The organism is Actinomyces sp. oral taxon 181 (assembly GCF_018370895.1).
In the GTDB taxonomy this organism is placed as follows: domain Bacteria; phylum Actinomycetota; class Actinomycetes; order Actinomycetales; family Actinomycetaceae; genus Pauljensenia.
Window position 1 is genome coordinate 143,700 of record NZ_JAGYZL010000002.1, and the last position, 23,536, is coordinate 167,235.

Sequence of the window (23,536 nt, forward strand, 5' to 3'; positions counted from 1 at the left end):
TGCTGCAATGCTAGCTCTCACCCACTCTAGAGTCAACACAAAATTCCAACCCAATCCGTGTATTGCCAATGAAATATCGCAGTGATAACATGTCTGACAACTTAATACTTGTGGTTGACCACACGCTCCACTTCGTAACGATGCGAAGCAGAATGAGCAACTAATAGAAAGATGTCAAGCATGACCTTCGACGCAAGTCAACCGGGATTCTCCTGGACTCTACAGTTCCGCGCACGCATCGACGGAACACTTATCAAGCTCAGCAGTGCGGATGACACAGGGTGGGACCTGTTCATCCGTTCCAGTGCTCTCTTCCTCGAGGGATCAACGGCGTCAATGACGTTCGCCCTAGACTTGGAGGACACCGCCTCCGTCACAGACGACACCTGGCATTCGCTTGCGCTCACAGCGACGAGCGCCGGATCGAAGATCTTCCTCGACGGTTACCAGTGCTTCTCAACCTGCGCAGACCTCTCTCCCGCCGGAAGCGGCCCCGAGGCTACTCTCGAGCTCACCCCGGGAGCTGGCATCGAGATCCGTTCCTTCGCGACGCACGACTCCGTCCTCTCCGCAGAAGAGATCCTCGCGCTTTCCCCCGCCCCCACACCCCTCATTGAGTTCGCCGCCGCCCACCTGTCGGATTACGACGTCGCCGAACTCTCTGAGCTGACCGCCGGCACAATCTTCGCCCGCTACCGCGTGCGCGGACCGGGCCAACACGGAACGATCCTCGCAGCCGGCGGCGCCGGCAGCGAGCAGCTCAATCTGTCGGTCACAGCGGATGGTATCGAATACAAGGTTCTGGGCCGCAGGGGCCAGTGGCGCACTTTCACCGCACACGGCCACTGGGATCAGGGGCACTGGCACGACGTCGTCGTGCGCGTCGGTCACGGCGCGGTGCAGATCTACGTGGACGGTTACCTTGAAGCACACTTGCCCGGACAGGCGTTCTTCGCGGCCGTCAATTCCCTCGACGAGGTCGTCATCGGTCAGGACACCTCGGGCTCGCGCCTATTCGGCGAGGTCCGCAACGCGGCGCTCTACTCCTCGGTCCTCAACGATTCACAGATTAAGAAGCTCTCCTCCGTCGCCCCACTCGACACACAGTGCCTCTTTGATGCCGGGTTTCACGACTCCATCAGCTACCGGATTCCCTCGCTGATCACCCTCAAGTCCGGGGTCGTCGTTGCCGGTGCCGACCAGCGCGAAACCATCGCAAACGACTCCCCCAACTCCATCAACTTCACGATCCGCCGTTCCTTTGACGGCGGACATACCTGGGGAGACCTCCAGACGGTGCTCACCTACCCCGGCCACGGGGCAAAGGGCGCATCGGTCATCGATTCGTGCGTCGTGCAGGATCGCCGAAACGGACGCCTCGTCGTCCTCATCGACCACTTCCCCGGCGGGATCGGTCAGCCTAACGCCGAAGCCGGCCTCGGCGTTGACGAGAAGGGCCGCTACATCCTGCACGATTCCAACGGAGCCACCTACACCTGGAACGAGGATGGAAGCGTCACAGACGCTGACGGCAACACCGCCCCATTCAGAATCTCCGAGCGCGGCGATGTCACCGTCACCTCGGGCGGCCAGGAAAACCCCGGGGGCAACGTCTTCCTCGCCGATGGGGAAGACCCCCACCAGACACTCCTCACCGCCCGCACCTGCTTCCTGCAGATGATCTACTCCGACGACGACGGCGAGACCTGGTCCGGCCCCTTCAACCTCAACCAGGACGTGAAGGAAGAATGGATGTCCTTCTGCGGTACCTCGCCGGGCACGGGTGTGCAGCTGCGCAGCGGGCGCCTCGTCATCCCGATCTACTACAACGGGGACCACAAACGTCACTTCTCCGCATCTGTTGTCTACTCCGACGATGGTGGTGCAACGTGGAAGCGCGGCAAGTCCCCCAACGACGGGCGTATCTTCGAAGGCCGCGAGATCGATTCGCGCACGCTCGACACCGAGGCGGCCGCAACGCACGAGGCCACGCTCATCGAGCGCGCCGACGGTTCGCTCCTGATGCTCATGCGTAATCAGCACCCCAGCGGAAAGGTCGCGGCGTCCGTCAGCACCGACGGAGGCGAGACCTGGAGCGACGTGTTCTTTGCGCAGGAGATTACCGAAATCTTCTGCCAGCCGAACGCGGTTCCCTGGCCGACGGAGGACTGCCCCGAGCGCGTCGTCTTCGCGAACGCCTCGCAGATGCGTCCCTACCGCGGTCGCGGCGTCCTTCGCCTGTCGGAGGACGGAGGCCGCACGTGGATCGCGTCGCGCACCTTCAACCCGGCGCACTACGTCTACCAGTGCATGACGATCCTGCCCGACGGAACCCTCGGCCTACTGTGGGAGCGCGAGATGCAGGGACTGTACTTCACACGCATCCCGCTAGAGTGGCTCGAGGCCGCCAAGATCTGACAATTCGCCTTACCTTGACGCGAGGCCGCCTGCCACACTCTCCACACAGGAGAACGGCAGACGGCCTCGCACGCCGAGGGAAGATATACAAGGCGCAGGGCGGGACCCACCGGTGCCCACCCTGCGTGCGTACGTCTCTCAGACGTTCACAGCGCTAGGTTCTCCTTGACGACGTCAGCCAGGCGCGAGGCTACGCCATCGGCTTGCGCCTGCGTCGCCGCCTCGACCATGACGCGAACCAAGGGTTCGGTACCGGAGGGGCGGAGCAGGACGCGTCCGGTATTACCCAGCACGGCCTCGGCAGCAGCAACTGCCTCTGCCACGGTTGGATCGGTGTTTGCGCGAGTACGGTCCACTCCCCCAACGTTGATCAGGGTCTGTGGGAGGCGCTTGATAAAGCCGGTAAGGTCTGCAAGATCACGTCCAGATTCCTTCACCATGCGTGCGAGCAGGAGCGAGGAAAGGATGCCATCACCGGTAGTTGCGTACTTCTTCGCAATGATGTGTCCGGACTGTTCGCCGCCCAGAGAGTATCCACCCTCGAGCATGGCTTCGAGGACGTAGCGGTCACCGACGCCGGTCTGAATCGTCTTAATACCGGCCTCTTGCATGGCAAGAATCAATCCGAGGTTCGACATCACCGTAACAACCAGCGTGTCCTTGGCAAGCTGGCCGTCATCGCGCATGTGGACAGCCAGTGCGCCCATGATCTTGTCACCGTCAACAAGATTTCCGTGGCGGTCAACCGCAAGACAACGGTCCGCGTCACCATCGTAAGCCACACCAAAATCGGCCTCGGAGGCGACGGTCAGCGCCTGAAGCTGTTCGGGGTGCGTCGAGCCGGCTTTGTCATTGATGTTCCGACCATCGGGGGCAGCATTGATCACGACAGCGTCAGCACCGGCCTGACGGAAAGCTTCAGGGGCAAGGAAAGAAGCACCACCATTTGCGCAGTCAACAGCAATACGCAAGCCGTGCAGGTCTGTTCCCAAAGAAGTCATAAGGTGCTCAATGTAGGACTTTTCTGCCCAGTCATCGTCGTATTCAACCTCGCCAACAGCGGCGCCTGTGGGACGATCCCAAGGAGTATTGAGGAGCTCTTGGATCTGATCCTCGACCTGGTCAGGGAGCTTGTAGCCGCCGTGCGCGAAGAACTTGATGCCGTTGTCGGGCATGGGGTTGTGCGAAGCGGAGATCATGACTCCCAGATCAACTGAGGACGAGGCAGTCAAGTGAGCAACGGTCGGGGTGGTGACGACGCCAACGCGGACAACGTCCATTCCGGCACTTGCAAGACCTGCCGCCAGCGCGTGGTCGAGGAACTCGCCGGAGATTCGTGTATCGCGACCGATGATAGCTTTTGGTTTGTGTCCCGAGGCCGGGCGTCCCTGAATCGTCAGGCGAGCTGCCGCTTCACCCAGTTCCAGTGCGAGGGGCGCGGTCAAATCAACATTTGCCAGTCCGCGTACGCCGTCAGTTCCGAACAACCTGGTCATCGGGGTTCCTCCCAAATTCGATATCGAACTCTCCAAGTTTACCCGGCCTGCACAAAAATGACTCGTGGCTCCAACCAAAAGGTGGAGCCACGAGTCGAAGTAAAGGCGAAGATCAGCGCTTCGAGAACTGCGAAGCCTTGCGTGCCTTCTTGAGGCCTGCCTTCTTACGCTCAACAGCGCGGGCATCGCGGGTCAGGAAGCCAGCCTTCTTCAGTGCGGGACGGTTCGCGTCACGATCGATCTCGTTCAGTGCACGCGAAATGCCCAGGCGCAGCGCACCGGCCTGGCCGGAGATGCCGCCGCCATTGATACGAGCGATCACGTCGAAGCGACCGTCGATATCAAGCAGAGTGAAGGGGGACTTCACGAGCTGCTGGTGCAGCTTGTTCGGGAAGTAATCTTCAAGAGTGCGTCCGTTAATGGTCCACTGGCCGTTGCCGGGAACCAGGCGAACACGGGCAACGGCTTCCTTACGGCGGCCAAGGCCCGCGCCGGGCGCGGTGATGGACTGACCAGCACCAGCAGGCGCTGACTCAGTCTCTGTGGTGTAGGAGCTGGGGACAACTTCCTCATCCAGCTCAAGAATCTCGGTGGTCTCAGCCACAGTTCTCCTCAGTGCAGTTCGTTGGGCTCAGAAGCGCGACGCGCTCACTGGGCGACCTGGGTGATTTCGTAGGGAATCGGCTGCTGGCCGATGTGCGGGTGCTCAGCTCCGGCGTAGACGTGCAGCTTCTTGAACTGCGCGCGGCCGAGGCTGGTGTGAGGAAGCATGCCGCGGACTGCCTTCTCGACTGCGCGTTCAGGACGCTCAGCCATGAGATCGCGATAGCGTGTTGCGCTCAGACCACCGGGGCGACCGGAGTGGCGGTAGGCCATCTTCTGGTCAAGCTTCTTACCGGTGAGGGCAACCTTGTCCGCATTGATGATGATGACGTAATCGCCCATATCGAGGTGAGGGGCAAACGTCGGCTTGTGCTTCCCACGAAGGATAGCGGCAACTTGAGCCGCCAGGCGGCCGAGGACGACGTCAGTGGCGTCAATGACGTACCACTGCTTGTCGGCATCCGCCGGCTTAGGTGAATAGGTGCGCACGGGCGTAACCTTCAATTCTTTCTGTCATGGGGCCTAGCATCGAGTGTTCGACGCACCGGCCCGCTATGAAACGGTTCCGCGAGGCATCAGCCGAATTTCTTCTCCGGCGAGTGGGAAGGCACCGAAGGTCCAGCTGACACACAGCACCTGTTAGTTTATGCGCCAAAAGGCAGCGGGGTCAAAGCGCAGACCAGAGTGTGGCTTATTCCTCATATCGTTTCTGAATCAACCAGCGCAGCAGTTGCCGCCCATGGCCCATTCTTCAAGACTTCCGTCAAAGGCAAAACCGCGTATACGGCGTGCCCGGTGGACCTGATCGCTCCACTCGGCCTCGTCGGGATAACTCACGGATTCCAGGGTCAGCCCATGCGCGGGGGCAATCGGTGCCGCCTCTTGGCGCGAGGCCTTCTCAAGCAGCTGTGCGGGCCAACTTTCCTCACGCACTCCCCTGCCCACCTCAATTAAAGCGCCAACAAGAGAGCGAACCATGGAATGGCAGAAGGCATCAGCGCGCACATGACACTCGAGGACCCCGGTCGCCCCGATCTCGGGAACAATGCGCAATTCCCGCAGTTCACGAATCGTCGTCGCCCCCTCGCGCGGGCGGCAGAAGGCAAGGAATTCGTGCTCACCCAGAAGAGGCTGCGCGGATCGGTTCATTGCCTCGATGTCAAGGGCGTGGGGGACCTCGTAGACATCCCAACGCCGCGCCAGTGGCAGTTGTCCCTCGGGGACGAGGCGATAGGTATAGGAACGCTCAAGCGCTGCGAAACGCGCATCAAAGTCAGCTGATACCACGCTTACTTTTGAGAGACGGGCATCAGCAGTCCCCCGGGGCACTTTGACACCTGTTGTCGCCATATGTTCGATGTATTCACGACCGAGAAGCGAATTCACTCGTCGCAACAGGGCGCGACAGCAGGCCTGGTTGAGGTCATCTTCGTTTTCGGGGCGGTCGGATTCTCGTATCAACGACTGGAAGGCGTCAGAAGCGCAATCAAAATGGGCGACCTGATGGCGTGCGTGGACTCCGGCATCGGTTCGCCCAGCGACGGTCAGGATTACAGGACGGCGCAAAATTGTTGAAAACGCTTGGGTGAGAACGCCCTGAACAGTGCGAAGGCCATCTTGTGCAGCCCATCCGTGGAAGAAAGTGCCATCGTAGGCAAGATCCAGACGAATCCGTAGCTGGGAAGTATTTAGAGCTCCCATGAACGCACGCCTCCGATAATGCCAGCATCATTGGGGACAATGATCACATCCTCCCCGAGACGGTCACGGTAGGTTGGGACAATTCGTTTTGAATTGCCACCGCCCAGATACAGACGATCCCACATGTACATAGGACGCAGACCATCCACGACTCGCCGAACGCGGCGAGACCAATGGACGTCACCGAGGCGAAGTCGCTCATGCTCGCCGATATAGTCATCGTAGGTAAGGCCCCAACGAATCGGCCCCTGTGAGACCTCGACGTGCGGAGAAAGCTGCCCACCATCGAAGACCGCGTTTCCCAGTCCCGTGCCCAGCGTGATGATCATTTCTAGGCCGCGTCCGGTGATCACACCGGCTCCTGCAACTTCAGCATCATTGAGAACCTTGGTCGGAATTCCAAGAGCACTCTCAACCGCCTGCCCCATATCAAAGTGATCCCACTTCTCAACAAGTTCGGGAAGAACACGCGAGCGAGGACCGTCCTTCGTGATGTAGTGCGGAGTTGCAATCACAACCCCATGGCGAATCATTCCTGGCATACCAACGGTCGCGCGATGAGCGTCTGGAAGCTGAGCCGCAAGATCGACAATCGTCTGAACCAGCAATTCAGGGGGAAGCGGATAGGGCGTGGGTGTCCGTTTTGGCGGGGCGACCATTGTCCCCTGCCCATCAAGAACGGAGGCTTTAATTCCGCCACCGCCACAATCCACTGCCAGTGTCATCTCGCGAGTCATAGGTACAGGCTAGCGCCACCGATGACTTTCATCCCGAAAAGGCAAGAAATATGAAGGCGACGATTGGCACAACAAAGGGGCCGGCACCACACGTGGTACCGGCCCCTTTCAAGTCGCTTACGCGAAAGAGATCACTTCTCTTCTTCGACCTGCTCAGCGGCGTCAGCCTCTTCGCCGGCCTCGGCTGCGATTTCCTCAGCCTCGTTAGCCTTGGTGAGATCGCCCTCTTCGCGAGCCTCTTCGGCGCGCTCGAAAGCGGCCTCTGCAGCTTCCTCAGCCTCTGCTGCAACCTCGGCTGCAGCGGCCTTTTCGGCGGTCTTCTCAGCAGACTTCACGACTGCCTTCTTCTCGACGGCCTCCATGCAGAACTCAATCTGCATCAGAGGAGCGTTGTCGCCCTTGCGGTTACCCACGCGGGTCAGGCGGGTGTAGCCGCCCTGACGCTCGGGATCAAGCGCAGGAGCGATGACGTCGAACAGGGTGTACAGGGCGTTCTTGTCGGTGATGACGCGAGCCACGGTACGGCGAGCGTGCATATCGCCACGCTTTGCCTTGGTCACGAGCTTCTCAACGAAGGGGCGCAGGGCCTTAGCCTTGGCCTCGGTCGTGGTGAGCGAGCGGTGTTCGATGAGCTGAGTCGCAAGGTTCTTGAGGATCAGCTTCTGGTGTGCCGGGCTTCCGCCCAGACGAGCACCCTTCTTGGGGGTGGGCATTTTGTCTCCTAGGAATTTATGCGTCCATCGGACGCAGCATGTCAGATGGACTGATCGTCGCTGAAGTGGATGGAACCGGATTCGCTAGCCTCGCCGGAGGGCAGCACAGAATCCTTCAGGGTCATCCCAAGGGTTGCAAGAGCTTCCTTGATTTCTTCAATCGACTTCGTACCGAAGTTGCGAATGTCAAGCAGATCCGCCTCGGAGTGAGCCACAAGCTCGCCAACAGTGAGGATTCCGCGGCGACGCAGTGCGTTGTAGGAACGCGACTGCAGGCCGAGGTTCTCAATGGGCAGCGCGAGGTCGGCAGCGAGGGTGGCGTCCGTGGTCGAGGGACCAACTTCGATGCCTTCGGCTTCCTCGTTCAGTTCACGCATCAAACCAAAGAGCTCAACCAAGGTCTTGCCAGCGGAGGCAACGGCGTCACGCGGGCTGATTGCCGGCTTGGTCTCAACATCAATGATCAGGCGATCGAAGTCGGTGCGCTGCTCAACACGAGTTGCCTCAACCTTGTAGGTCACCTTGACAACGGGAGAGTAGATCGAATCGATCGGGATGCGGGAAATTTCAGCCTGGGGATCCTTGTTCTGAGCAGCCGACACGTAGCCGCGGCCACGCTCGACGGTCAGCTCGATCTCAAGCTTGCCCTTTTCATTGAGGGTCGCCAGATGCAGATCGGGGTTGTGAATCTCGACGCCGGCCGGAGGGGTGATGTCCCCTGCGACGACCTCTCCCGGGCCTGCCTTACGCAGGTACATAACAACAGGCTCGTCGTTCTCGGAGGAGAGAACGATCTGCTTGATGTTCAGGATGATCTCGGCAACGTCTTCCTTCACGCCCTCGATCGTCCGGAACTCGTGAGGCACACCATCAATGCGGATGGAGGTCACGGCAGCGCCGGGGATCGACGAGAGCAGGGTTCGGCGCAGGGAGTTACCCAGCGTGTAGCCGAAACCGGGCTCAAGGGGCTCCAGGATGAAACGGGAGCGCAGTTCGCTGACCTTCTCTTCGGTCAGGATGGGTCGCTCTGCAATGAGCACGTCTTAGTCCTTTCTTCCCGGCGCCCGCCATATGACGCCGGATCGGGGTCCCGCATTGCGGGGAAAAGGTAAGGACGAGGCCACGTATTCTTGTGTGATCCCGCCCAGACGTGGGGGGTGGATTTCCGTGGGATCTCCACCCTCCGGGGCTCAGACGCGACGACGCTTCGGGGGACGAGCGCCGTTGAATGCCTGGGGCGTCACGTCCTGAATCGAGCCGACCTCCAGGCCAGCAGCCTGAAGCGAACGGATCGCGGTCTCGCGGCCGGAGCCGGGACCCTTCACGAAGACGTCGACCTTCTTCATGCCGTGTTCCTGTGCGCGACGCGCGGCGGCCTCGGCAGCAAGCTGAGCAGCGAAGGGGGTCGACTTACGCGAACCCTTGAAGCCCACCTGGCCGGAGGAGGCCCAGGAGATCACCGCACCGGTAGGGTCGGTAATGGAAACGATAGTGTTGTTGAACGTCGACTTGATGTACGCGTGTCCGTGAGTGACGTTCTTTGAAATCCTGCGGCGCGGCTTGCGTCCCGCGCCGGAACGAGTGGTCTTTGCAGCCATGTGTTTCAGTTCCTTCGAAGTCGTGTGTTAAAAGTCCACGCTGGACTTAGCGGCCTTACTTGGCCTTCTTCTTACCTGCAACGGTGCGCTTGGGGCCCTTACGGGTACGCGCATTGGTCTTGGTGCGCTGACCGTGGACCGGCAGGCCACGACGGTGACGAAGTCCCTGGTAGGATCCGATCTCAATCTTGCGACGGATGTCTGCCTGGACCTCACGACGCAGATCGCCTTCCACCTTAAAGGTGTTCTCGATGTATTCGCGAAGCTTGACGAGGTCTTCCTCGGTGGCATCCTTCACGCGAAGATCGGGGCTCACGCCGGTGGCCTCGAGGGTCTCCTTGGCGCGGGTGCGTCCAACTCCATAAATGTACGTGAGCGCGATCTCCATACGCTTTTCGCGAGGGAGGTCGACGCCGGCAATACGTGCCATGTTTATGCTCCAAATTGTTCATCGGAGGTCGTCACCACTCCTCCCGGGTGAGCCACCCGGCCCCGGCCTCCGAACCGAGGGTCGCGCAAGCGCGTGTGGAATGATGCTGCCGGATTACTCCGGCGTTATCGCAGCGAGGATTCAGCCCTGGCGCTGCTTGTGCCTGGGGTTGTCACAGATGACCATGACGTTGCCGTGGCGACGAATCACCTTGCACTTGTCACAGATCTTCTTGACACTCGGCTTGACCTTCATGGTGTGTACCTCCGCTACCCGCAGGTAGCTTGTGTCGGTGTGTTCACTTGTAGCGGTAGACGATGCGGCCTCGAGAGAGGTCGTAGGGGCTCAGCTCGACGACCACTCGGTCCTCGGGCAGAATGCGAATGTAGTGCTGACGCATCTTGCCGGCAATGTGGCCAAGCACGATGTGTCCATTGCTCAATTCCACGCGGAACATCGCATTCGGCAAGGCTTCGATAACCGTGCCTTCGATTTCGATGACGCCGTCCTTCTTCGCCATATCCTCCGTCTATCCTCTACTACTTTTTCGGATTCGAACGGCCTCAGGCCGCTCGGGATTGCCCTTGGAAACAGGCATACTGCCCCCAAAGACACGTCCAAGGGTCGAGCCTACGCTATTTTGGCCCTTCTTGGAAAGCTGGATGCGGTGTCTATCACCTCACGCTTAATTCCAGCAAGGCGTTGGCATATTCATGCGCGCAAGCGGATCAGTCCAGCAAAACAGGAGTGACGCCGAAAGGCGCAAGCCCTGCTACTCCCCCGTCAATGGCACTCAAGATTGCGACACCATCATCCAAAATTGCGATGGTGTGCTCCCATTGAGCGGCATCTGAGCCATCAACGGTGCGAACCGTCCAGTCATCGTTCTCGGTGACATTCTCAATGTCCCCGCTGGTCAGCATCGGTTCAACAGCCAGAACCATTCCGGGACGTAGCCTGGGCATCATGCCACGCACGCGATAGTTCAGGACTTCCGGGTCCTGGTGCATCGCGGTACCAATCCCGTGTCCGGTGAAGTCCTCGATAATTCCCGCTTCCCAGCCAAGGTCCTCCGCACGCTCGGCAACGACGCGCTCGACGGCCTCGCCAACTGCGCTCACGCGCTTTCCACGAGCAACCGAGGCGAGTGCCGCCCACAGCGCCTCACGAGTAACGAGGTCGAGCTCGCGCCTGCGTGCAACGCTTCCCTGCTGCGAAACTTCCCCTGCCGAGGCCGCCTTGGTTTCGCCCACCTCAGTCTGAGGAGCTGAAGGGATCGCACTCCCCCAGCGTTTTCCCGCGCCCGGTCCTTGGTGACGACGAACCCAAGAACGCGCAAACTCTTCATCAGAGGTGAATTCATCTCCGACGATCATTGAGAATGCTGCATCTCCGTGCCACTGTTGACCACTGCGCTCAAGCCATGCCCCGCAGTCGAAGGTCACAATGTCACCGACAGCGAGCTTGCGCTTTCCGGGGATACCGTGAACGATCACGTCATTGGGGGAAATACACACCGTTGCGGGATAGCCGTAGTAATTGAGGAAGTTTGAGCGCGCACCGCAACGACGGATCGCGTCTGCGCTTACCTCGTCCAGCTCACCGGTTGTTATACCGGGACGAGCCGCCTCTCGCAGACTTCGGTGAATTTCTGCAACAACCAGCCCGGCTTCTCGCATCCACTTGATCTGATCAAGGGTCTTGTATTCAATGTGGGACATTGTGCTTCCTTTGGATGAAACTCCGGGGCGCGATGGCTTTCACCACCGCGCCCCGGTTCCGTATCAGCGCTGAGCAGCGCCAAGGTACGTGTTGCTTACTTGTTGAGACCGTCGAGAAGCGCGAAGATGCGCTCGCTCACTTCGTCGATCGAACCGCGTCCGTCAACGACCTGAAGTAGGTCTTGATCGGCGTAGTAGGTTGCCATGGGCTCAGTCAGCTCGTGGTAGATCTCAAGGCGGTGACGAATCACGGGCTCAGTATCATCCGAGCGGTTCTGCTCGGTTGCACGCTTGAGCATGCGAGCCACGACCTCATCTTCGTCAACCTGAATCTCCAAGACGACATCCAAGCTCACACCAAGTTCGGCAAGCATGTCGCGCAGAACATGTGCCTGTTCCAGGGTACGGGGGTAGCCGTCGAGGAGGAAGCCGTTGGCGGTATCCGGTGCCGAAAGACGCACCTTCACCATGGGGTTCGTTACCGAATCGGGAACGAACTCACCGCGTTCCATGTATTCCTTGGCTCGTTTACCCAATTCCGTGCCCTCAGACATATTGGCGCGGAAGATCTCTCCGGTGGAGATAGCGGGAATGTTCAGGCGCTCGGCGATACGCGCGGCCTGAGTACCCTTACCAGCTCCGGGAGGGCCGAGGAGAACGATAGCGGTCATCGCAAGAATCCTTCGTAGTGATGCTGTTGAAGCTGAGTGTTGATTTCCTTCACCGTCTGTAGGCCGACACCGATGATAATCAGAAGGGTCGTGCCGCCGAAGGGCATCTGTCCTTGGGAAATGTGCAACGGAATGATCGCCAACGAAGGAATGAGCGCGACGATGACCAAGTAGAGCGCACCGGCGGTGGTGATTCGGTTCATCACGTAACGCAGGAACTCAGCCGTCGGACGGCCTGCGCGGTATCCGGGGATGAAGCCGCCGTAGCGCTTCATGTTATCCGCCACCTCATCCGGATCGAAGGTGATCGCGGTGTAGAAGAAGGTGAAGAAGAGTGTGAGCAGGGCGTAGGTGGTCAAGTAGGGCCAAGCGTCCTGGTGGAAGTTCGCGCTAATCCACTGGACCCACCTGGAGTCCTGACTGCCGAACTGTGCAAGCATCGGGGGGAATGCCAGAAGTGAAGAAGCAAAGATAACGGGGATAACGCCCGACATATTGATCTTCAGAGGAATGTAAGTCGTTGTGCCGCCATACTGACGGCGACCGATCATGCGCTTTGCGTACTGAACGGGAATTCGGCGTTGAGCCTGTTCCAGATAAACTACGACGATCGAGACGAGAAGCATCAGGCCGATGATCGCGAAGACTGCTCCCCACTTACCACTTTGTCCGATGGTGAGAAGCTGGGAAGGCATACGCGCGGTAATAGAAGTAAAGATCAACAGCGACATACCGTTACCGATACCGCGTTCGGTGATCAATTCGCCGAGCCACATGATGACACCGGTACCGGCGGTCATGACGATCATCATGAGAAGGAAGGTCCACACTGAATTCGAGGGGATAACCCTCTCAGAGCATCCTGCGAAAAGATTTCCCGAACGGGCCAGCGAAATCATGGTCGTGGACTGAAGGACACCCAAGAAAATTGTCAGATATCGCGTGTACTGAGTGAGCTTCGTTTGGCCGGTCTGACCTTCTTTGTGCAGATCGTCGAAACGAGGAATCACGACGCGCAGAAGCTGAATGATGATCGATGCGGTGATGTAGGGCATGATACCCAGCGCAAAGATCGACAATTGGAGGAGCGCACCACCAGAAAAGAGGTTCACCAAGTCCAGCAGCGAAGCGTCACTCTGTTGAGCGAGACACTTGTTTACTGCCTGCGAATCAACGCCCGGAGTTGGAATGAAAGATCCCAGACGGAACATCGCCATAATAAATAGCGTGAACAGAAGTTTCCGTCGAAGATCTTGGGTACGGAATGCCTGCGCGAACGCACTGAGCAAGGCTTCCTCCTACGTAACGAAATAATTGCGACCATTTAGATCGCACGACTCTCAAAAGACTACCTGAAATGACAGAGATACTGTGAATCAAAAGTAGAGAACTTGAGAAACTGTGATATGGGTAAAGGCCCTCTCCCACAAGAGAGTCACTGAAATCGGGGGGCTTCAGCGACTGGGGAAACGGCCTCGACGTGCAAGAAAGCGAAACGGGGGCAGCCCGGAAACCGAGCCACCCCCGTGGCAATCACCACTCAGCGGGTCTTGATAGAACCGCCGGCAGCAGTAATCTTCGCTTCTGCCGAAGCCGACCAGGAGTCGACCTCAATATCGAGCTTAACGGTGAGCTCACCGGTGCCGAGCACCTTCACTGCCCAACCGTCGCGCACTGCGGAACGTGCAACGAGATCCTCAACAGTCACCTTTCCACCTTCGGGGAAGAGCTCCTGCAGACGACCGACGTTGACGACCTGGTACTCAACGCGGAAGGGATTCTTGAAGCCGCGCAGCTTGGGAAGGCGCATGTGGATGGGCATCTGGCCACCCTCGAAGCCTGCGGGAACCTGGTAACGAGCCTTTGTGCCCTTGGTACCACGTCCAGCGGTCTTACCCTTTGAACCTTCACCGCGACCGACGCGGGTCTTCGCGGTCTTTGCACCAGCGGCGGGACGCAGGTGGTGCAGTCGAACGACGCGACCCTGCTCCTCACCGGTGTTCTTCGTGGAGTCCGCCATGGTCAGTCGACCTCCTCAACTGTAACCAGGTGACGAACGGTGTGGATGGCACCGCGAACGGTTTCTGCATCCTCACGAACGACGCTCTGGCCGATCTTGCGCAGCCCGAGGGTGCGCAGTGTGTCCTTCATGTTCTGCTTGGCGCCGATGCTGGACTTGACCTGCGTGATCTTCAGCTTTGCCATCACTCAGTCACCCCCGCAGCAGCCTTATCAGCTTCGCTTGCCTCTGCGGCAGCGCGCTTTTCAGCTTCGCCTTCTGCGCGTGCACGGAGCATGGAAGCGGGAGCAACGCGCTCGAGCGGAAGACCGCGGCGAGCTGCGACTGCTTCAGGCTGTTCCAGAAGCTTCAGTGCAGCAACAGTTGCGTGAACAATGTTGATTGCGTTGTCAGAACCGAGCGACTTCGTCAGCACGTCGTGGACGCCTGCAGCCTCGAGGACTGCACGGACGGGGCCGCCGGCGATAACGCCGGTACCGGGGGCGGCGGGGCGAAGGAGAACTTCACCTGCCGCGTCGAGGCCCTGAACGACGTGGGTGATGGTGCGGCGGATCATCGGGACGCGGAAGAAGTTCTTCTTCGCTTCCTCAACACCCTTGGAAATAGCCTGGGGAACTTCCTTGGCCTTTCCGTAGCCGACACCGACGGTGCCTTCACCGTCACCAACGACAACCAGAGCGGTGAAGGAGAAACGACGTCCACCCTTCACAACCTTGGAGACGCGGTTGATGGTGACAACACGCTCGATGTACTGATCTTTACTTTCGCCCCGACGGGTGTCGCGGTTCTCGCGACCGGAGCGGCGGTCACGGCGTTCGCCGTCGCCAGAGCGCTCGGCGCCTTCCTGACCGTTCCTGCCTCGCTGCGATGCAGCCATCAGTTGATCTCTCTTTCCTCGAGGCTCAGTCACAGCTCAAGTCCGCCCTCACGGGCGGCTTCTGCGACTGCCGCAACGCGGCCGTGGTACTTATTGCCACTGCGGTCGAAGACCACAGCGGTGATGCCTGCGGCCTTTGCGCGCTCTGCAATGAGAGTGCCGACCTGGTAGGCCTTGTCCTTCTTCGTCCCTTCAGCGGCAACGAGTGCTGCTTCCTTGGTCGAAGCGGAGACCAGGGTGTGACCGATGGTATCGTCCACAACCTGTGCGACCATGTGGCGGTTCGAACGGGTGACAACCAAACGCGGACGCGAAGGGGTGCCCTGAACCTTCTTGCGCAGGCGCAGGTGACGACGCTTGCGAGCGACGAACTTGCCCTTGCCCTTGACTGTGTACGCCATCACTTACCAGCCTTTCCAACCTTGCGACGGATGGTCTCGCCCACGTAGTGGATACCCTTGCCCTTGTAGGGTTCAGGCTTCTTGAGCTTACGGATGCGAGCGGCGGTCTCTCCAACGAGCTGCTTGTCGATGCCCGACACGGTGAACTTCGTCTGAGATTCGACGGAGAACTCGATGCCTTCGGGCGCCGCAACGAACACGGTGTGCGAGAAGCCGAGGGAGAACTCGAGGTCCTTGCCCTTTGCAACGACACGGTAACCGGTACCGGCGATTTCAAGCTGCTTCGAGAAGCCCTTCGTCACGCCCTCGATCATGTTTGCGATCAGGGTGCGGGTCAGGCCGTGGAGCGAACGAGCAATACGATCATCGGAAGGACGGGTCACAACGACCTTGCCTTCGTCGATGGCGGCACTGATAGGTTCAGCCACAACGTGGCTCAGTGTTCCCTTGGGGCCCTTAACGGTAACGTCTGCACCATTGATGGTGACATCGACGCCCGCGGGAATTTCGATCGGATTCTTACCAATACGCGACATTCTTCAGCCTCCTCATCACCAGATGTAGGCGAGGACTTCCCCACCCACACCCTTCTCGGCTGCCTGACGGTCGGTAAGCAGGCCGGAAGACGTGGACAGAATTGCCACGCCGAGGCCGCCGCGGACCTTGGGCAGGTTGGTGGACTTGGCGTAGACGCGCAGACCGGGCTTGGAGACGCGCTGCAGACCCTCAATAGCGGCCTCGCGGTGCGAGCCGTACTTGAGAGTAAGAACCAGCGTCTGGCCGACCTTGGCATCCTCGACGTCGATAGAGGCGATGTAGCCTTCCTCGACGAGAATCTTCGCGATCGCGGCCTTGAGCTTCGAGTACGGCATGGAAACCGACTCGTGGCGCGCGTGGTTCGCGTTACGCAGACGCGTCAGCATGTCTGCGATCGGATCAGTCATTGTCATTTGGGGATTCTCCCCTTCCTCGTCGCGGTTTCTCCGGAAAACCGGGACCTACGACGTCAGTTTTACCAGCTGCTCTTGGTGACACCCGGGAGATCGCCACGAAGGGCGAGCTCACGCAGGCACACACGGCACAGTCCGAACTTGCGGTACACCGAGCGGGGACGACCGCAACGGTTGCACCGGGTGTAGCCACGCACGCCGAACTTGGGCTTACGCGCAGCCTTGATCTTCAGTGACGTCTTAGCCATGGTCAGTCCTCCTTAAACGGGAAGCCGAGGTGACGCAGAAGAGCACGGCCTTCTTCGTCGGTGGAGGCCGAGGTAACGACCGTGATGTCCATACCGCGAACGCGGTCGATGGAATCCTGATCGATCTCGTGGAACATGGACTGCTCCGTCAGGCCAAAGGTGTAGTTGCCGTGTCCATCGAACTGCTTCGAGGACAGACCGCGGAAGTCACGAATGCGCGGGAGCGCAGTCGAGAGAAGGCGGTCCAGGAACTCCCACATGCGGTCACCACGGAGGGTGACGTATGCGCCAATAACCTGGCCTTCGCGCAGCTTGAACTGTGCGATGGACTTCTTCGCCTTGCTCGTCTGAGGCTTCTGACCGGTGATGGCGGTGAGGTCGCGGATCGCGCCCTCAAGTGCCTTCGAGTCACGGGCAGCCTCGCCGACACCCATGTTGACGACGATCTTGGTCAGACCGCCCACCTCCATGGGGTTTGCGTGCTTGAATTCAGCGCGCAGAGCATCGCGAATTTCGGAGTTGTACTTTTCCTTCAAACGCGGGGCCATAATCAGATCTCCTTGCCCTGCTCGATACCGCGACGGGCTCCGCCACGGGTGACGCGAACGCGAACGGTGCGCGTACGGCCGTCACGCTCAACGGTGTCCTCACGGAAGCCAACGCGAACGCGCTGCTTCGTCTCAGGATCAACCAGAGCAACCTTCGACAGCGAGATCGGAGCCTCGACGGTGATGATGCCACCGGCCTGGCCCTGGGTCTGTCCCTGACGCACGTGGCGGGTCTTCAGGTTGATGCCCTCAACGAGGACCTTCTCCTGAGCGGGGAATACGCGGATAACGCGACCCTGCTTGCCCTTGTCGCCAGGCTTGAGGGGCTCGAGGCCCTGCTCGGCACGGCGTGCGTTGCGCTTTGCGAGTTCCTTTTCGTCCGAGGTACGTCCGCGAACGACCTCGACCAAGTCACCTTTACGAATCTTCGCTGCCATCAGATCACCTCCGGTGCGAGAGAAACGATTCGCATGAACTTCTTTTCGCGCAGCTCGCGGCCCACGGGACCGAAGATACGCGTACCGCGGGGTTCACCGTCATTCTTCAGAATGACTGCCGCGTTTTCATCGAAACGGATGTAGGAACCGTCGGGGCGACGGGTCTCCTTGCGCGTACGCACGACGACCGCCTTAACGACGTCCCCCTTCTTAACATTTCCGCCGGGGATTGCATCCTTGACGGTGGCGACGATCACGTCGCCGATTCCGGCATAACGCCGACCAGATCCGCCGAGAACACGGATGGTGAGGATTTCCTTGGCACCTGTGTTGTCGGCGACCTTCAGTCGCGACTCCTGCTGGATCATTTTCTACTGACTCCTGTCGTCGAGCCGGTTCTCTGCCCCGGAGTTACCTCCGGGGCCGAGCCTTGCCGAACGGATTTCGGTCTGTTAGGCGAAGATTACTTCGCCTTTTCGAGAATCTCGACCACGCGCCACCGCTTGGTAGCGGAAAGCGGACGAGTCTCCATAATCAGGACGAGGTCGCCAACGGAGCACTCGTTGTGCTCGTCGTGAACCTTGACCTTCTTGCTCTTGCGCATAACCTTGCCGTAGAGGGCGTGCTTGACACGGTCCTCGATCTCGACGACAACGGTCTTGTCCATCTTGTCACTGGTGACGTATCCACGACGGACCTTGCGCTCGTTGCGCACAGTGGTTTCTGCCATGTTTGTCACTCCTCAGTGCCAGGTGCGGTGCGGTAGCCGAGCTCCCGTTCACGCGCGATGGTGTAAATGCGGGCAATATTGCGACGAACAGTCTTCATATGACCGTTGTCTTCAAGGGAGCCAACTGCCTGCGCGAAGCGGAGGTTGAAGAGCTCAGCCTTTGCCTTCTCAAGCTCCTTGGACAGCTGTGCATCGTCCATGGCATCGAGATCGGCGGTGGTCAGACCCTTATCTGCCATCAGTTGTCACCACCCTCGCGGACCACGAAACGGGTCTTCATCGGAAGCTTGTGCTGGGCGCGGCGCATTGCCTCGCGAGCAAGGCTCTCGGGCACACCGGCCAGCTCGAACATGATGCGTCCCGGCTTAACGGGAGCAACCCACCACTCGACGGCGCCCTTACCGGAACCCATACGAGTTTCGGCAGGCTTCTTGGTCAGCGGGCGATCCGGGAAGATGTTGATCCACACCTTGCCACCACGCTTGACGTGACGGGTCATTGCGATACGAGCAGCTTCGATCTGACGGTTGGTGACGTAGGCACCCTCGAGTGCCTGAATCCCGTAATCGCCAAATGCGAGCTCCGTGCCGCCGGTAGCAAAACCGGTGCGGTGCGGGCGGTGCTGCTTGCGCCACTTAGTACGACGGGGAATGAGCATTGGGCTCAGGCCTCCGTTCCGGTCTCGGTAGCGGCAGGTGCTTCAGCCTGAGCTGCCTGCTGCTGAGTGTTCTCGTGCTGCTGCTGGCCACGCTGTCCGCGACGGGGGTTGCGACGATCGCCGCGTCCACGTCCACCGCGGTTGGCCTGCTCAGCCTGCTGGCGGGCAAACTCACGCTCGGTGATATCGCCCTTGTAGATCCACACCTTGACACCGATGCGACCAAAGGTCGTACGGGCCTCGTGGAATCCAAAGTCGATGTTTGCACGCAGGGTCTGCAGCGGGACACGGCCTTCGCGGTAGAACTCGCTACGGCTCATTTCAGCGCCACCCAGACGGCCGGAGACCTGGACACGGATGCCCTTGGCTCCCGCACGCTGTGCGGACTGAATACCCTTACGCATTGCGCGACGGAAAGAGACACGAGCAGCGAGCTGCTCAGCAATTCCCTGTGCGACCAGCTGTGCATCCAGATCGGGGTTCTTGACCTCGAGGATGTTCAGCTGAACCTGCTTGCCGGTGAGCTTCTCCAGGTTCTGACGAAGACGATCTGCTTCTGCTCCGCGGCGACCAATAACGATACCGGGGCGAGCGGTGTGCAGATCAACGCGAACGCGGTCACGCGTACGCTCGATATCGACCTTTGCAATACCTGCGCGCTCAAGGTTCTCAGTCAGGTTCTTGCGGATTGCGACGTCCTCTGCAACGTAGTCAGCGTAGCGCTGACCTGCAGTCGTCGAATCGGAGAACCAGCGAGACCGGTGATCAGTTGTGATTCCCAGGCGGAACCCGGTGGGGTTAACCTTCTGGCCCATTTACCGGTCTCCCTTCTTCTGATCTTCCTTAGTGCCAACCACAACGGTGATGTGGCTGGTGCGCTTAAGAATGCGTCCTGCACGGCCCTGAGCGCGGGGGCGGAAGCGCTTCATCGTAGGACCTTCATCAACGTAGGCTTCGAGGATCAAAAGATCCGCCTCATTGAAGGTCTCCTTAGCGGCTTCAGCCTTAACCTTCGCGTTAGCGACTGCGCTCAAGAGCACCTTGCGGACATCGGTGGCGACGGCCTGCGGGGCGAACCGCAGAATGTCGGCTGCCTCCAAAGCAGCCTTGCCGCGAACCTCGTTCACGACACGGCGTGCCTTCTGGGGCGTGACGCGGACAAAACGCGCCTGCGCCTTGGCTTCCATGAAATCCTGCCTTTTCTTCGTTACGCAAGGCCGGCTCAGCGCCGACGTCCCTTGCGATCGTCCTTGTCGTGGCTACGGAAAGTACGCGTGGGAGCGAACTCTCCGAGCTTGTGGCCCACCATCGACTCAGTGACGAAAACGGGCACGTGCTTACGACCGTCGTGCACGGCAATGGTCAGACCCAGGAAATCCGGGGTGATGACCGAACGGCGCGACCAAGTCTTGATAACGTTCTTAGAGCCGGATTCGACCGCGGCGTCAACCTTCTTCATAAGGTGATCGTCGACGAAGGGGCCCTTCTTCAAACTACGAGGCATTCCCAGCTCCTACTCAGCGATTCTTGCCGGTCTTGCGACGACGCACGATCATGCGGTCGCTGGCCTTGTTCGGACGACGGGTGCGTCCCTCGGGCTTGCCCCAAGGCGACACGGGGTGACGACCACCAGAGGTACGGCCTTCACCACCACCGTGCGGGTGGTCAACCGGGTTCATAACAACACCACGGACGTGCGGGCGCTTGCCCTTCCAGCGCATACGGCCGGCCTTGCCCCAGTTGATGTTGGACTGCTCGGCGTTGCCGACCTCACCAATGGTGGCGCGGCAGGTGATTTCGACGTTGCGAATTTCACCGGAGGGCATACGCAGCTGAGCGAAGCGGCCTTCCTTTGCGACGAGCTGAACCGAGGTTCCAGCAGAGCGTGCAATCTTTGCGCCGCCACCGGGGTAAAGCTCCACAGCGTGGACAACAGTACCCAAGGGGATGTTGCGCAGGGGCAGGTTATTGCCGGGCTTAATATCGGCCGCGGGGCCGGACTCGACAAGGTCGCCCTGATTGAGCTTGGCAGGTGCCAGGATGTAACGCTTCTCGCCATCTGCGTAGTGCAGGAGGGCGATACGAGCGGTGCGGTTGGGGTCGTACTCGATGTGAGCGACCCGTGCGGGCACGCCATCCTTGTCGTGACGACGGAAGTCGATCACGCGGTAGGCGCGCTTGTGGCCGCCGCCACGGTGGCGAGCAGTCACACGGCCGTTGTTGTTACGGCCGCCAGTCTTGTGCAGCGGACGCACCAGCGACTTTTCGGGTTCGGAACGAGTAATCTCGACGAAGTCGGAGACGCTCGAACCACGACGACCCGGGGTCGTGGGCTTGTACTTGCGAATTCCCATGATTTTCCTCTAGTTCTCCGACGCTCAGGCCTGCTCGCCGAAGATGTCGATGGTGCCTTCACGCAGGGTCACGATGGCGCGCTTGACATCCTTGCGCGTACCGATTCCGTTGCGAGTGCGGTAAACCTTGCCCTTGCGGTTCTGCGTAGCCACGGAGGCAACCTTCACGCCGAAGATTGCTTCGACGGCCATCTTGATCTCGGTCTTGTTCGAACGAGGATCAACTTCGAAGGTGTACTTGCCCTGATCCATCAGGATCGAGGACTTTTCGGTGACAACCGGACGCAGAATGATATCGCGGGGGTTCTTAGCGGCTTCGATCGAGCTCACTTCGTTTCCTCCTTGGTGCCGAGGAATGCCTCGAGGGCGCCCTGGGTGAAGATGACATCTTCGTTGTCGAGGACGTCATAGGTGTTGAGCTGATCTGCCCACAGCACGTGAACCTCGCGAGCGTTGCGGAGCGACAGAGCCGAAAGCTCATCGCCGCGCTCGAGCACGACAAGTGCCGGACGGTCAGCAACGAGTGCGCGGACCGCGGCCAGTGCCTGCTTGGTCGAGGGCTTCTCGCCTTCGAACAGAGCGGTCACGACGTGAATGCGACCATTGCGTGCACGGTCAGAAAGAGCCGAACGCAGTGCGCCGACCTTCATCTTCTTGGGGGTGCGCTGCGAGTAATCGCGAGGCTGAGGACCGTGGACAATGCCACCGCCAGTGAAGTGAGGTGCACGGATGGAGCCCTGACGAGCGTTACCGGTGCCCTTCTGGCGGAACGGCTTCTTACCGCCACCGGAAACCATGCCGCGCGTCTTGGTTGCGTGCGTGCCCTGACGGCCTGCAGCAAGCTGAGCGACGACGACCTGGTGCATCAGCGGGATGTTGGTCTCAACGTCAAAGACCTCTGCGGGGAGGTCGACGGTGCCGGCCTTCTTACCCTTCAGGTCAAGAACATCGATGGTACGGATTTCAGACATGATCACGCACCCTTCACAGCGGAGCGAACCAGCACGATGCCGTTCTTAGGTCCGGGAATCGCACCCGAAATCAGGAGCAGACCCTTTTCCACGTCAACGGCCTGAACGTGCAGGTTCTGGACGGTACGACGGACACCACCCATACGGCCAGCCATACGCTGACCCTTGAAGATGCGACCGGGGGTTGCGCAAGCACCGATCGAACCGGGCTTACGGTGGTTACGGTGAGAACCGTGAGATGCGGACACGCCAGCGAAACCGTGACGCTTCATAACACCGGCAAATCCCTTGCCCTTGGTGTTACCCGAAACATCGACGCTCTGTCCAGCTTCAAAGATTGAGGCATCCAGTTCCTGGCCGAGCTCAAAGTTATCGGCCTCGGAGGTGCGGACCTCGGCGAGATGGCGGCGGGGAGCAACCCCGGCCTTTGCGAAGTGAGCAGCCAGGGGCTTGGTCACCTTGCGTGCATCGATATCGCCGAAGCCAAGCTGAATAGCGGTGTATCCGTCGGTTTCCTCAGTACGGAGCTGAGTAACAACGTTGGTGCCAACCTGCACGACAGTCAGGGGCACGAGGCGGCCGTCGGCGTCCCACACCTGGGTCATACCGAGCTTGCGGCCGAGCAGCGCCTTAACAGGCGCAGCAGCGTGCTGCTTATTCTTTGTCATTGCAGATGTCCTCAGAGCTTGATCTCGATGTTGACGTCCGCGGGCAGATCGAGGCGCATGAGCGAATCGACGGCCTTCGGAGTCGGGTCGATGATGTCGATGAGCCGCTTATGCGTACGCATTTCAAACTGTTCGCGGCTGTCCTTGTACTTATGGGGCGACCGAATCACGACAAACACGTTCTTTTCGGTCGGCAGCGGCACCGGGCCCACGACAGTGGCACCTGCTCGCTGCACGGTGTCCACGATCTTGCGCGCGGAGCTGTCGATGACCTCGTGGTCATACGACTTGAGCCGGATGCGGATCTTTTGTCCCGCCATGCCGTCTTACCTCTTCTCGTACAGATTCGGCGCCGGTACCCGTATCCGGGCGTGTCGCTCTTAGCGAGAGCGCCCAGTGCGGACCGGCGTCTTGTCCAAAGATCTTGGGCATTTTGCCCGATTAAGCAGTGATTGCACTGCCTAACCGCCCCACCTCTAGCGGGGCAACCCTTCTATTTTGGCAGAAATACGCAGGCTTCCTCAAGCTCGAGGCCAAGGAAACCCGTGTGAATCCACTGACATAGAAGACGTGCGCATGCATTGCT

General features: G+C 59.7%; 36 protein-coding genes. 1 reads left to right on the top strand and 35 read right to left on the bottom strand.

From position 1 onward, the window contains the following. The first annotated feature begins 180 nt into the window (after positions 1-180). Positions 181-2,418: a sialidase family protein gene (locus KHW85_RS01585; RefSeq protein ID WP_291458514.1), complete on the top strand. Its 2,238-nt coding sequence runs from the start codon at positions 181-183 to the stop codon at positions 2,416-2,418. A 146-nt stretch (positions 2,419-2,564) separates the two neighbouring features. Here KHW85_RS01585 and glmM read toward each other — a convergent pair whose 3' ends face one another. The 35 genes from glmM to rpsJ all read right to left on the bottom strand — a co-directional run bounded on the left by glmM (position 2,565) and on the right by rpsJ (position 23,270). Then, positions 2,565-3,914 (bottom strand): phosphoglucosamine mutase, encoded by a 1,350-nt coding sequence (glmM, locus tag KHW85_RS01590; protein WP_291458516.1) that lies wholly within the window; start codon positions 3,912-3,914, stop codon positions 2,565-2,567. Between the two features lie 112 nt (positions 3,915-4,026). Next, the gene (rpsI, locus tag KHW85_RS01595) at positions 4,027-4,518 is read right to left on the bottom strand and encodes a 30S ribosomal protein S9 (protein ID WP_009408809.1); all 492 of its coding nucleotides are present in this window, start codon (positions 4,516-4,518) and stop codon (positions 4,027-4,029) included. Between the two features lie 44 nt (positions 4,519-4,562). After that, positions 4,563-5,006 (bottom strand): 50S ribosomal protein L13, encoded by a 444-nt coding sequence (rplM, locus tag KHW85_RS01600; protein WP_019126481.1) that lies wholly within the window; start codon positions 5,004-5,006, stop codon positions 4,563-4,565. A gap of 225 nt (positions 5,007-5,231) precedes the next feature. Further along, a complete protein-coding gene (truA, locus tag KHW85_RS01605; protein ID WP_291458518.1) occupies positions 5,232-6,218 on the bottom strand; it encodes a tRNA pseudouridine(38-40) synthase TruA in 987 nt (328 codons plus the stop codon). Next, on the bottom strand, positions 6,206-6,955 hold the full coding sequence (locus tag KHW85_RS01610) for an ROK family protein (RefSeq protein WP_291458519.1): 750 nt from the start codon (positions 6,953-6,955) through the stop codon (positions 6,206-6,208). Before KHW85_RS01610 ends, truA begins: the two co-directional genes overlap by 13 nt. Before the next feature lie 131 nt (positions 6,956-7,086). Next, positions 7,087-7,668, bottom strand: coding sequence for a 50S ribosomal protein L17 (gene rplQ, locus KHW85_RS01615; protein WP_291458521.1), 582 nt, complete (start codon positions 7,666-7,668; stop codon positions 7,087-7,089). A gap of 41 nt (positions 7,669-7,709) precedes the next feature. Next, positions 7,710-8,708 carry a DNA-directed RNA polymerase subunit alpha gene (locus KHW85_RS01620; RefSeq protein WP_291457906.1) on the bottom strand — a complete coding sequence of 333 codons (999 nt, stop codon included), beginning with the start codon at positions 8,706-8,708 and terminating at the stop codon, positions 7,710-7,712. A gap of 150 nt (positions 8,709-8,858) precedes the next feature. Next, positions 8,859-9,266, bottom strand: a complete 408-nt coding sequence (gene rpsK / locus KHW85_RS01625) for a 30S ribosomal protein S11 (RefSeq protein ID WP_009408802.1) — start codon at positions 9,264-9,266, stop codon at positions 8,859-8,861. A 55-nt stretch (positions 9,267-9,321) separates the two neighbouring features. Continuing rightward, entirely contained in the window at positions 9,322-9,696 is a 375-nt protein-coding gene (gene rpsM / locus KHW85_RS01630; protein ID WP_009408801.1) for a 30S ribosomal protein S13, read from the bottom strand. A gap of 141 nt (positions 9,697-9,837) precedes the next feature. Continuing rightward, a complete protein-coding gene (gene rpmJ / locus KHW85_RS01635; protein ID WP_003790577.1) occupies positions 9,838-9,951 on the bottom strand; it encodes a 50S ribosomal protein L36 in 114 nt (37 codons plus the stop codon). Positions 9,952-9,994: 43 nt separating this feature from the next. Then, positions 9,995-10,216 (bottom strand): translation initiation factor IF-1, encoded by a 222-nt coding sequence (gene infA / locus KHW85_RS01640; RefSeq protein ID WP_009408800.1) that lies wholly within the window; start codon positions 10,214-10,216, stop codon positions 9,995-9,997. A gap of 208 nt (positions 10,217-10,424) precedes the next feature. After that, on the bottom strand, positions 10,425-11,417 hold the full coding sequence (locus KHW85_RS01645) for a methionyl aminopeptidase (protein ID WP_291458523.1): 993 nt from the start codon (positions 11,415-11,417) through the stop codon (positions 10,425-10,427). A 95-nt stretch (positions 11,418-11,512) separates the two neighbouring features. Then, entirely contained in the window at positions 11,513-12,088 is a 576-nt protein-coding gene (locus tag KHW85_RS01650; RefSeq protein ID WP_156335120.1) for an adenylate kinase, read from the bottom strand. Next, positions 12,085-13,377 (bottom strand): preprotein translocase subunit SecY, encoded by a 1,293-nt coding sequence (gene secY / locus KHW85_RS01655; RefSeq protein WP_291458525.1) that lies wholly within the window; start codon positions 13,375-13,377, stop codon positions 12,085-12,087. Before secY ends, KHW85_RS01650 begins: the two co-directional genes overlap by 4 nt. A gap of 251 nt (positions 13,378-13,628) precedes the next feature. Continuing rightward, entirely contained in the window at positions 13,629-14,108 is a 480-nt protein-coding gene (gene rplO / locus KHW85_RS01660) for a 50S ribosomal protein L15 (protein ID WP_009408796.1), read from the bottom strand. Positions 14,109-14,110: 2 nt separating this feature from the next. Continuing rightward, positions 14,111-14,293 carry a 50S ribosomal protein L30 gene (gene rpmD, locus KHW85_RS01665; RefSeq protein ID WP_009408795.1) on the bottom strand — a complete coding sequence of 61 codons (183 nt, stop codon included), beginning with the start codon at positions 14,291-14,293 and terminating at the stop codon, positions 14,111-14,113. Then, positions 14,293-14,985, bottom strand: a complete 693-nt coding sequence (rpsE, locus tag KHW85_RS01670) for a 30S ribosomal protein S5 (protein ID WP_291458562.1) — start codon at positions 14,983-14,985, stop codon at positions 14,293-14,295. The genes rpmD and rpsE overlap by 1 nt, the downstream gene beginning before the upstream one ends. A 29-nt stretch (positions 14,986-15,014) precedes the next feature. After that, positions 15,015-15,386 carry a 50S ribosomal protein L18 gene (gene rplR, locus KHW85_RS01675; protein WP_291458527.1) on the bottom strand — a complete coding sequence of 124 codons (372 nt, stop codon included), beginning with the start codon at positions 15,384-15,386 and terminating at the stop codon, positions 15,015-15,017. Next, on the bottom strand, positions 15,386-15,922 hold the full coding sequence (gene rplF, locus KHW85_RS01680; protein WP_291458528.1) for a 50S ribosomal protein L6: 537 nt from the start codon (positions 15,920-15,922) through the stop codon (positions 15,386-15,388). Before rplF ends, rplR begins: the two co-directional genes overlap by 1 nt. A 15-nt stretch (positions 15,923-15,937) precedes the next feature. Then, positions 15,938-16,336 carry a 30S ribosomal protein S8 gene (rpsH, locus tag KHW85_RS01685; RefSeq protein ID WP_009408790.1) on the bottom strand — a complete coding sequence of 133 codons (399 nt, stop codon included), beginning with the start codon at positions 16,334-16,336 and terminating at the stop codon, positions 15,938-15,940. Between the two features lie 62 nt (positions 16,337-16,398). Beyond that, positions 16,399-16,584: a type Z 30S ribosomal protein S14 gene (locus KHW85_RS01690; RefSeq protein ID WP_009408789.1), complete on the bottom strand. Its 186-nt coding sequence runs from the start codon at positions 16,582-16,584 to the stop codon at positions 16,399-16,401. Positions 16,585-16,586: 2 nt separating this feature from the next. Beyond that, entirely contained in the window at positions 16,587-17,132 is a 546-nt protein-coding gene (rplE, locus tag KHW85_RS01695) for a 50S ribosomal protein L5 (protein ID WP_009408788.1), read from the bottom strand. Positions 17,133-17,134: 2 nt separating this feature from the next. After that, positions 17,135-17,569, bottom strand: a complete 435-nt coding sequence (gene rplX / locus KHW85_RS01700; RefSeq protein ID WP_009408787.1) for a 50S ribosomal protein L24 — start codon at positions 17,567-17,569, stop codon at positions 17,135-17,137. Continuing rightward, on the bottom strand, positions 17,569-17,937 hold the full coding sequence (gene rplN / locus KHW85_RS01705) for a 50S ribosomal protein L14 (protein ID WP_009408786.1): 369 nt from the start codon (positions 17,935-17,937) through the stop codon (positions 17,569-17,571). Before rplN ends, rplX begins: the two co-directional genes overlap by 1 nt. Before the next feature lie 95 nt (positions 17,938-18,032). After that, entirely contained in the window at positions 18,033-18,299 is a 267-nt protein-coding gene (gene rpsQ, locus KHW85_RS01710) for a 30S ribosomal protein S17 (RefSeq protein WP_009408785.1), read from the bottom strand. Positions 18,300-18,304: 5 nt separating this feature from the next. After that, positions 18,305-18,538 (bottom strand): 50S ribosomal protein L29, encoded by a 234-nt coding sequence (gene rpmC, locus KHW85_RS01715; RefSeq protein ID WP_291458530.1) that lies wholly within the window; start codon positions 18,536-18,538, stop codon positions 18,305-18,307. Continuing rightward, entirely contained in the window at positions 18,538-18,957 is a 420-nt protein-coding gene (gene rplP, locus KHW85_RS01720; protein WP_009408783.1) for a 50S ribosomal protein L16, read from the bottom strand. The genes rpmC and rplP overlap by 1 nt, the downstream gene beginning before the upstream one ends. A 5-nt stretch (positions 18,958-18,962) precedes the next feature. Then, entirely contained in the window at positions 18,963-19,772 is an 810-nt protein-coding gene (gene rpsC, locus KHW85_RS01725; protein WP_291458531.1) for a 30S ribosomal protein S3, read from the bottom strand. Beyond that, positions 19,773-20,144, bottom strand: coding sequence for a 50S ribosomal protein L22 (gene rplV / locus KHW85_RS01730; protein ID WP_009408781.1), 372 nt, complete (start codon positions 20,142-20,144; stop codon positions 19,773-19,775). Between the two features lie 35 nt (positions 20,145-20,179). Further along, positions 20,180-20,461, bottom strand: coding sequence for a 30S ribosomal protein S19 (rpsS, locus tag KHW85_RS01735; RefSeq protein WP_009408780.1), 282 nt, complete (start codon positions 20,459-20,461; stop codon positions 20,180-20,182). A 13-nt stretch (positions 20,462-20,474) separates the two neighbouring features. After that, positions 20,475-21,311 carry a 50S ribosomal protein L2 gene (rplB, locus tag KHW85_RS01740; RefSeq protein ID WP_009408779.1) on the bottom strand — a complete coding sequence of 279 codons (837 nt, stop codon included), beginning with the start codon at positions 21,309-21,311 and terminating at the stop codon, positions 20,475-20,477. A 24-nt stretch (positions 21,312-21,335) separates the two neighbouring features. Continuing rightward, positions 21,336-21,641, bottom strand: a complete 306-nt coding sequence (gene rplW / locus KHW85_RS01745; protein WP_009408778.1) for a 50S ribosomal protein L23 — start codon at positions 21,639-21,641, stop codon at positions 21,336-21,338. Further along, on the bottom strand, positions 21,638-22,282 hold the full coding sequence (gene rplD, locus KHW85_RS01750) for a 50S ribosomal protein L4 (protein WP_026066606.1): 645 nt from the start codon (positions 22,280-22,282) through the stop codon (positions 21,638-21,640). The genes rplW and rplD overlap by 4 nt, the downstream gene beginning before the upstream one ends. A gap of 2 nt (positions 22,283-22,284) precedes the next feature. Beyond that, entirely contained in the window at positions 22,285-22,950 is a 666-nt protein-coding gene (rplC, locus tag KHW85_RS01755; RefSeq protein ID WP_178706751.1) for a 50S ribosomal protein L3, read from the bottom strand. A gap of 11 nt (positions 22,951-22,961) precedes the next feature. Beyond that, complete coding sequence (gene rpsJ / locus KHW85_RS01760; protein WP_009408775.1) at positions 22,962-23,270, bottom strand: 30S ribosomal protein S10; 309 nt, start codon at positions 23,268-23,270, stop codon at positions 22,962-22,964. Positions 23,271-23,536: the final 266 nt, after the last annotated feature.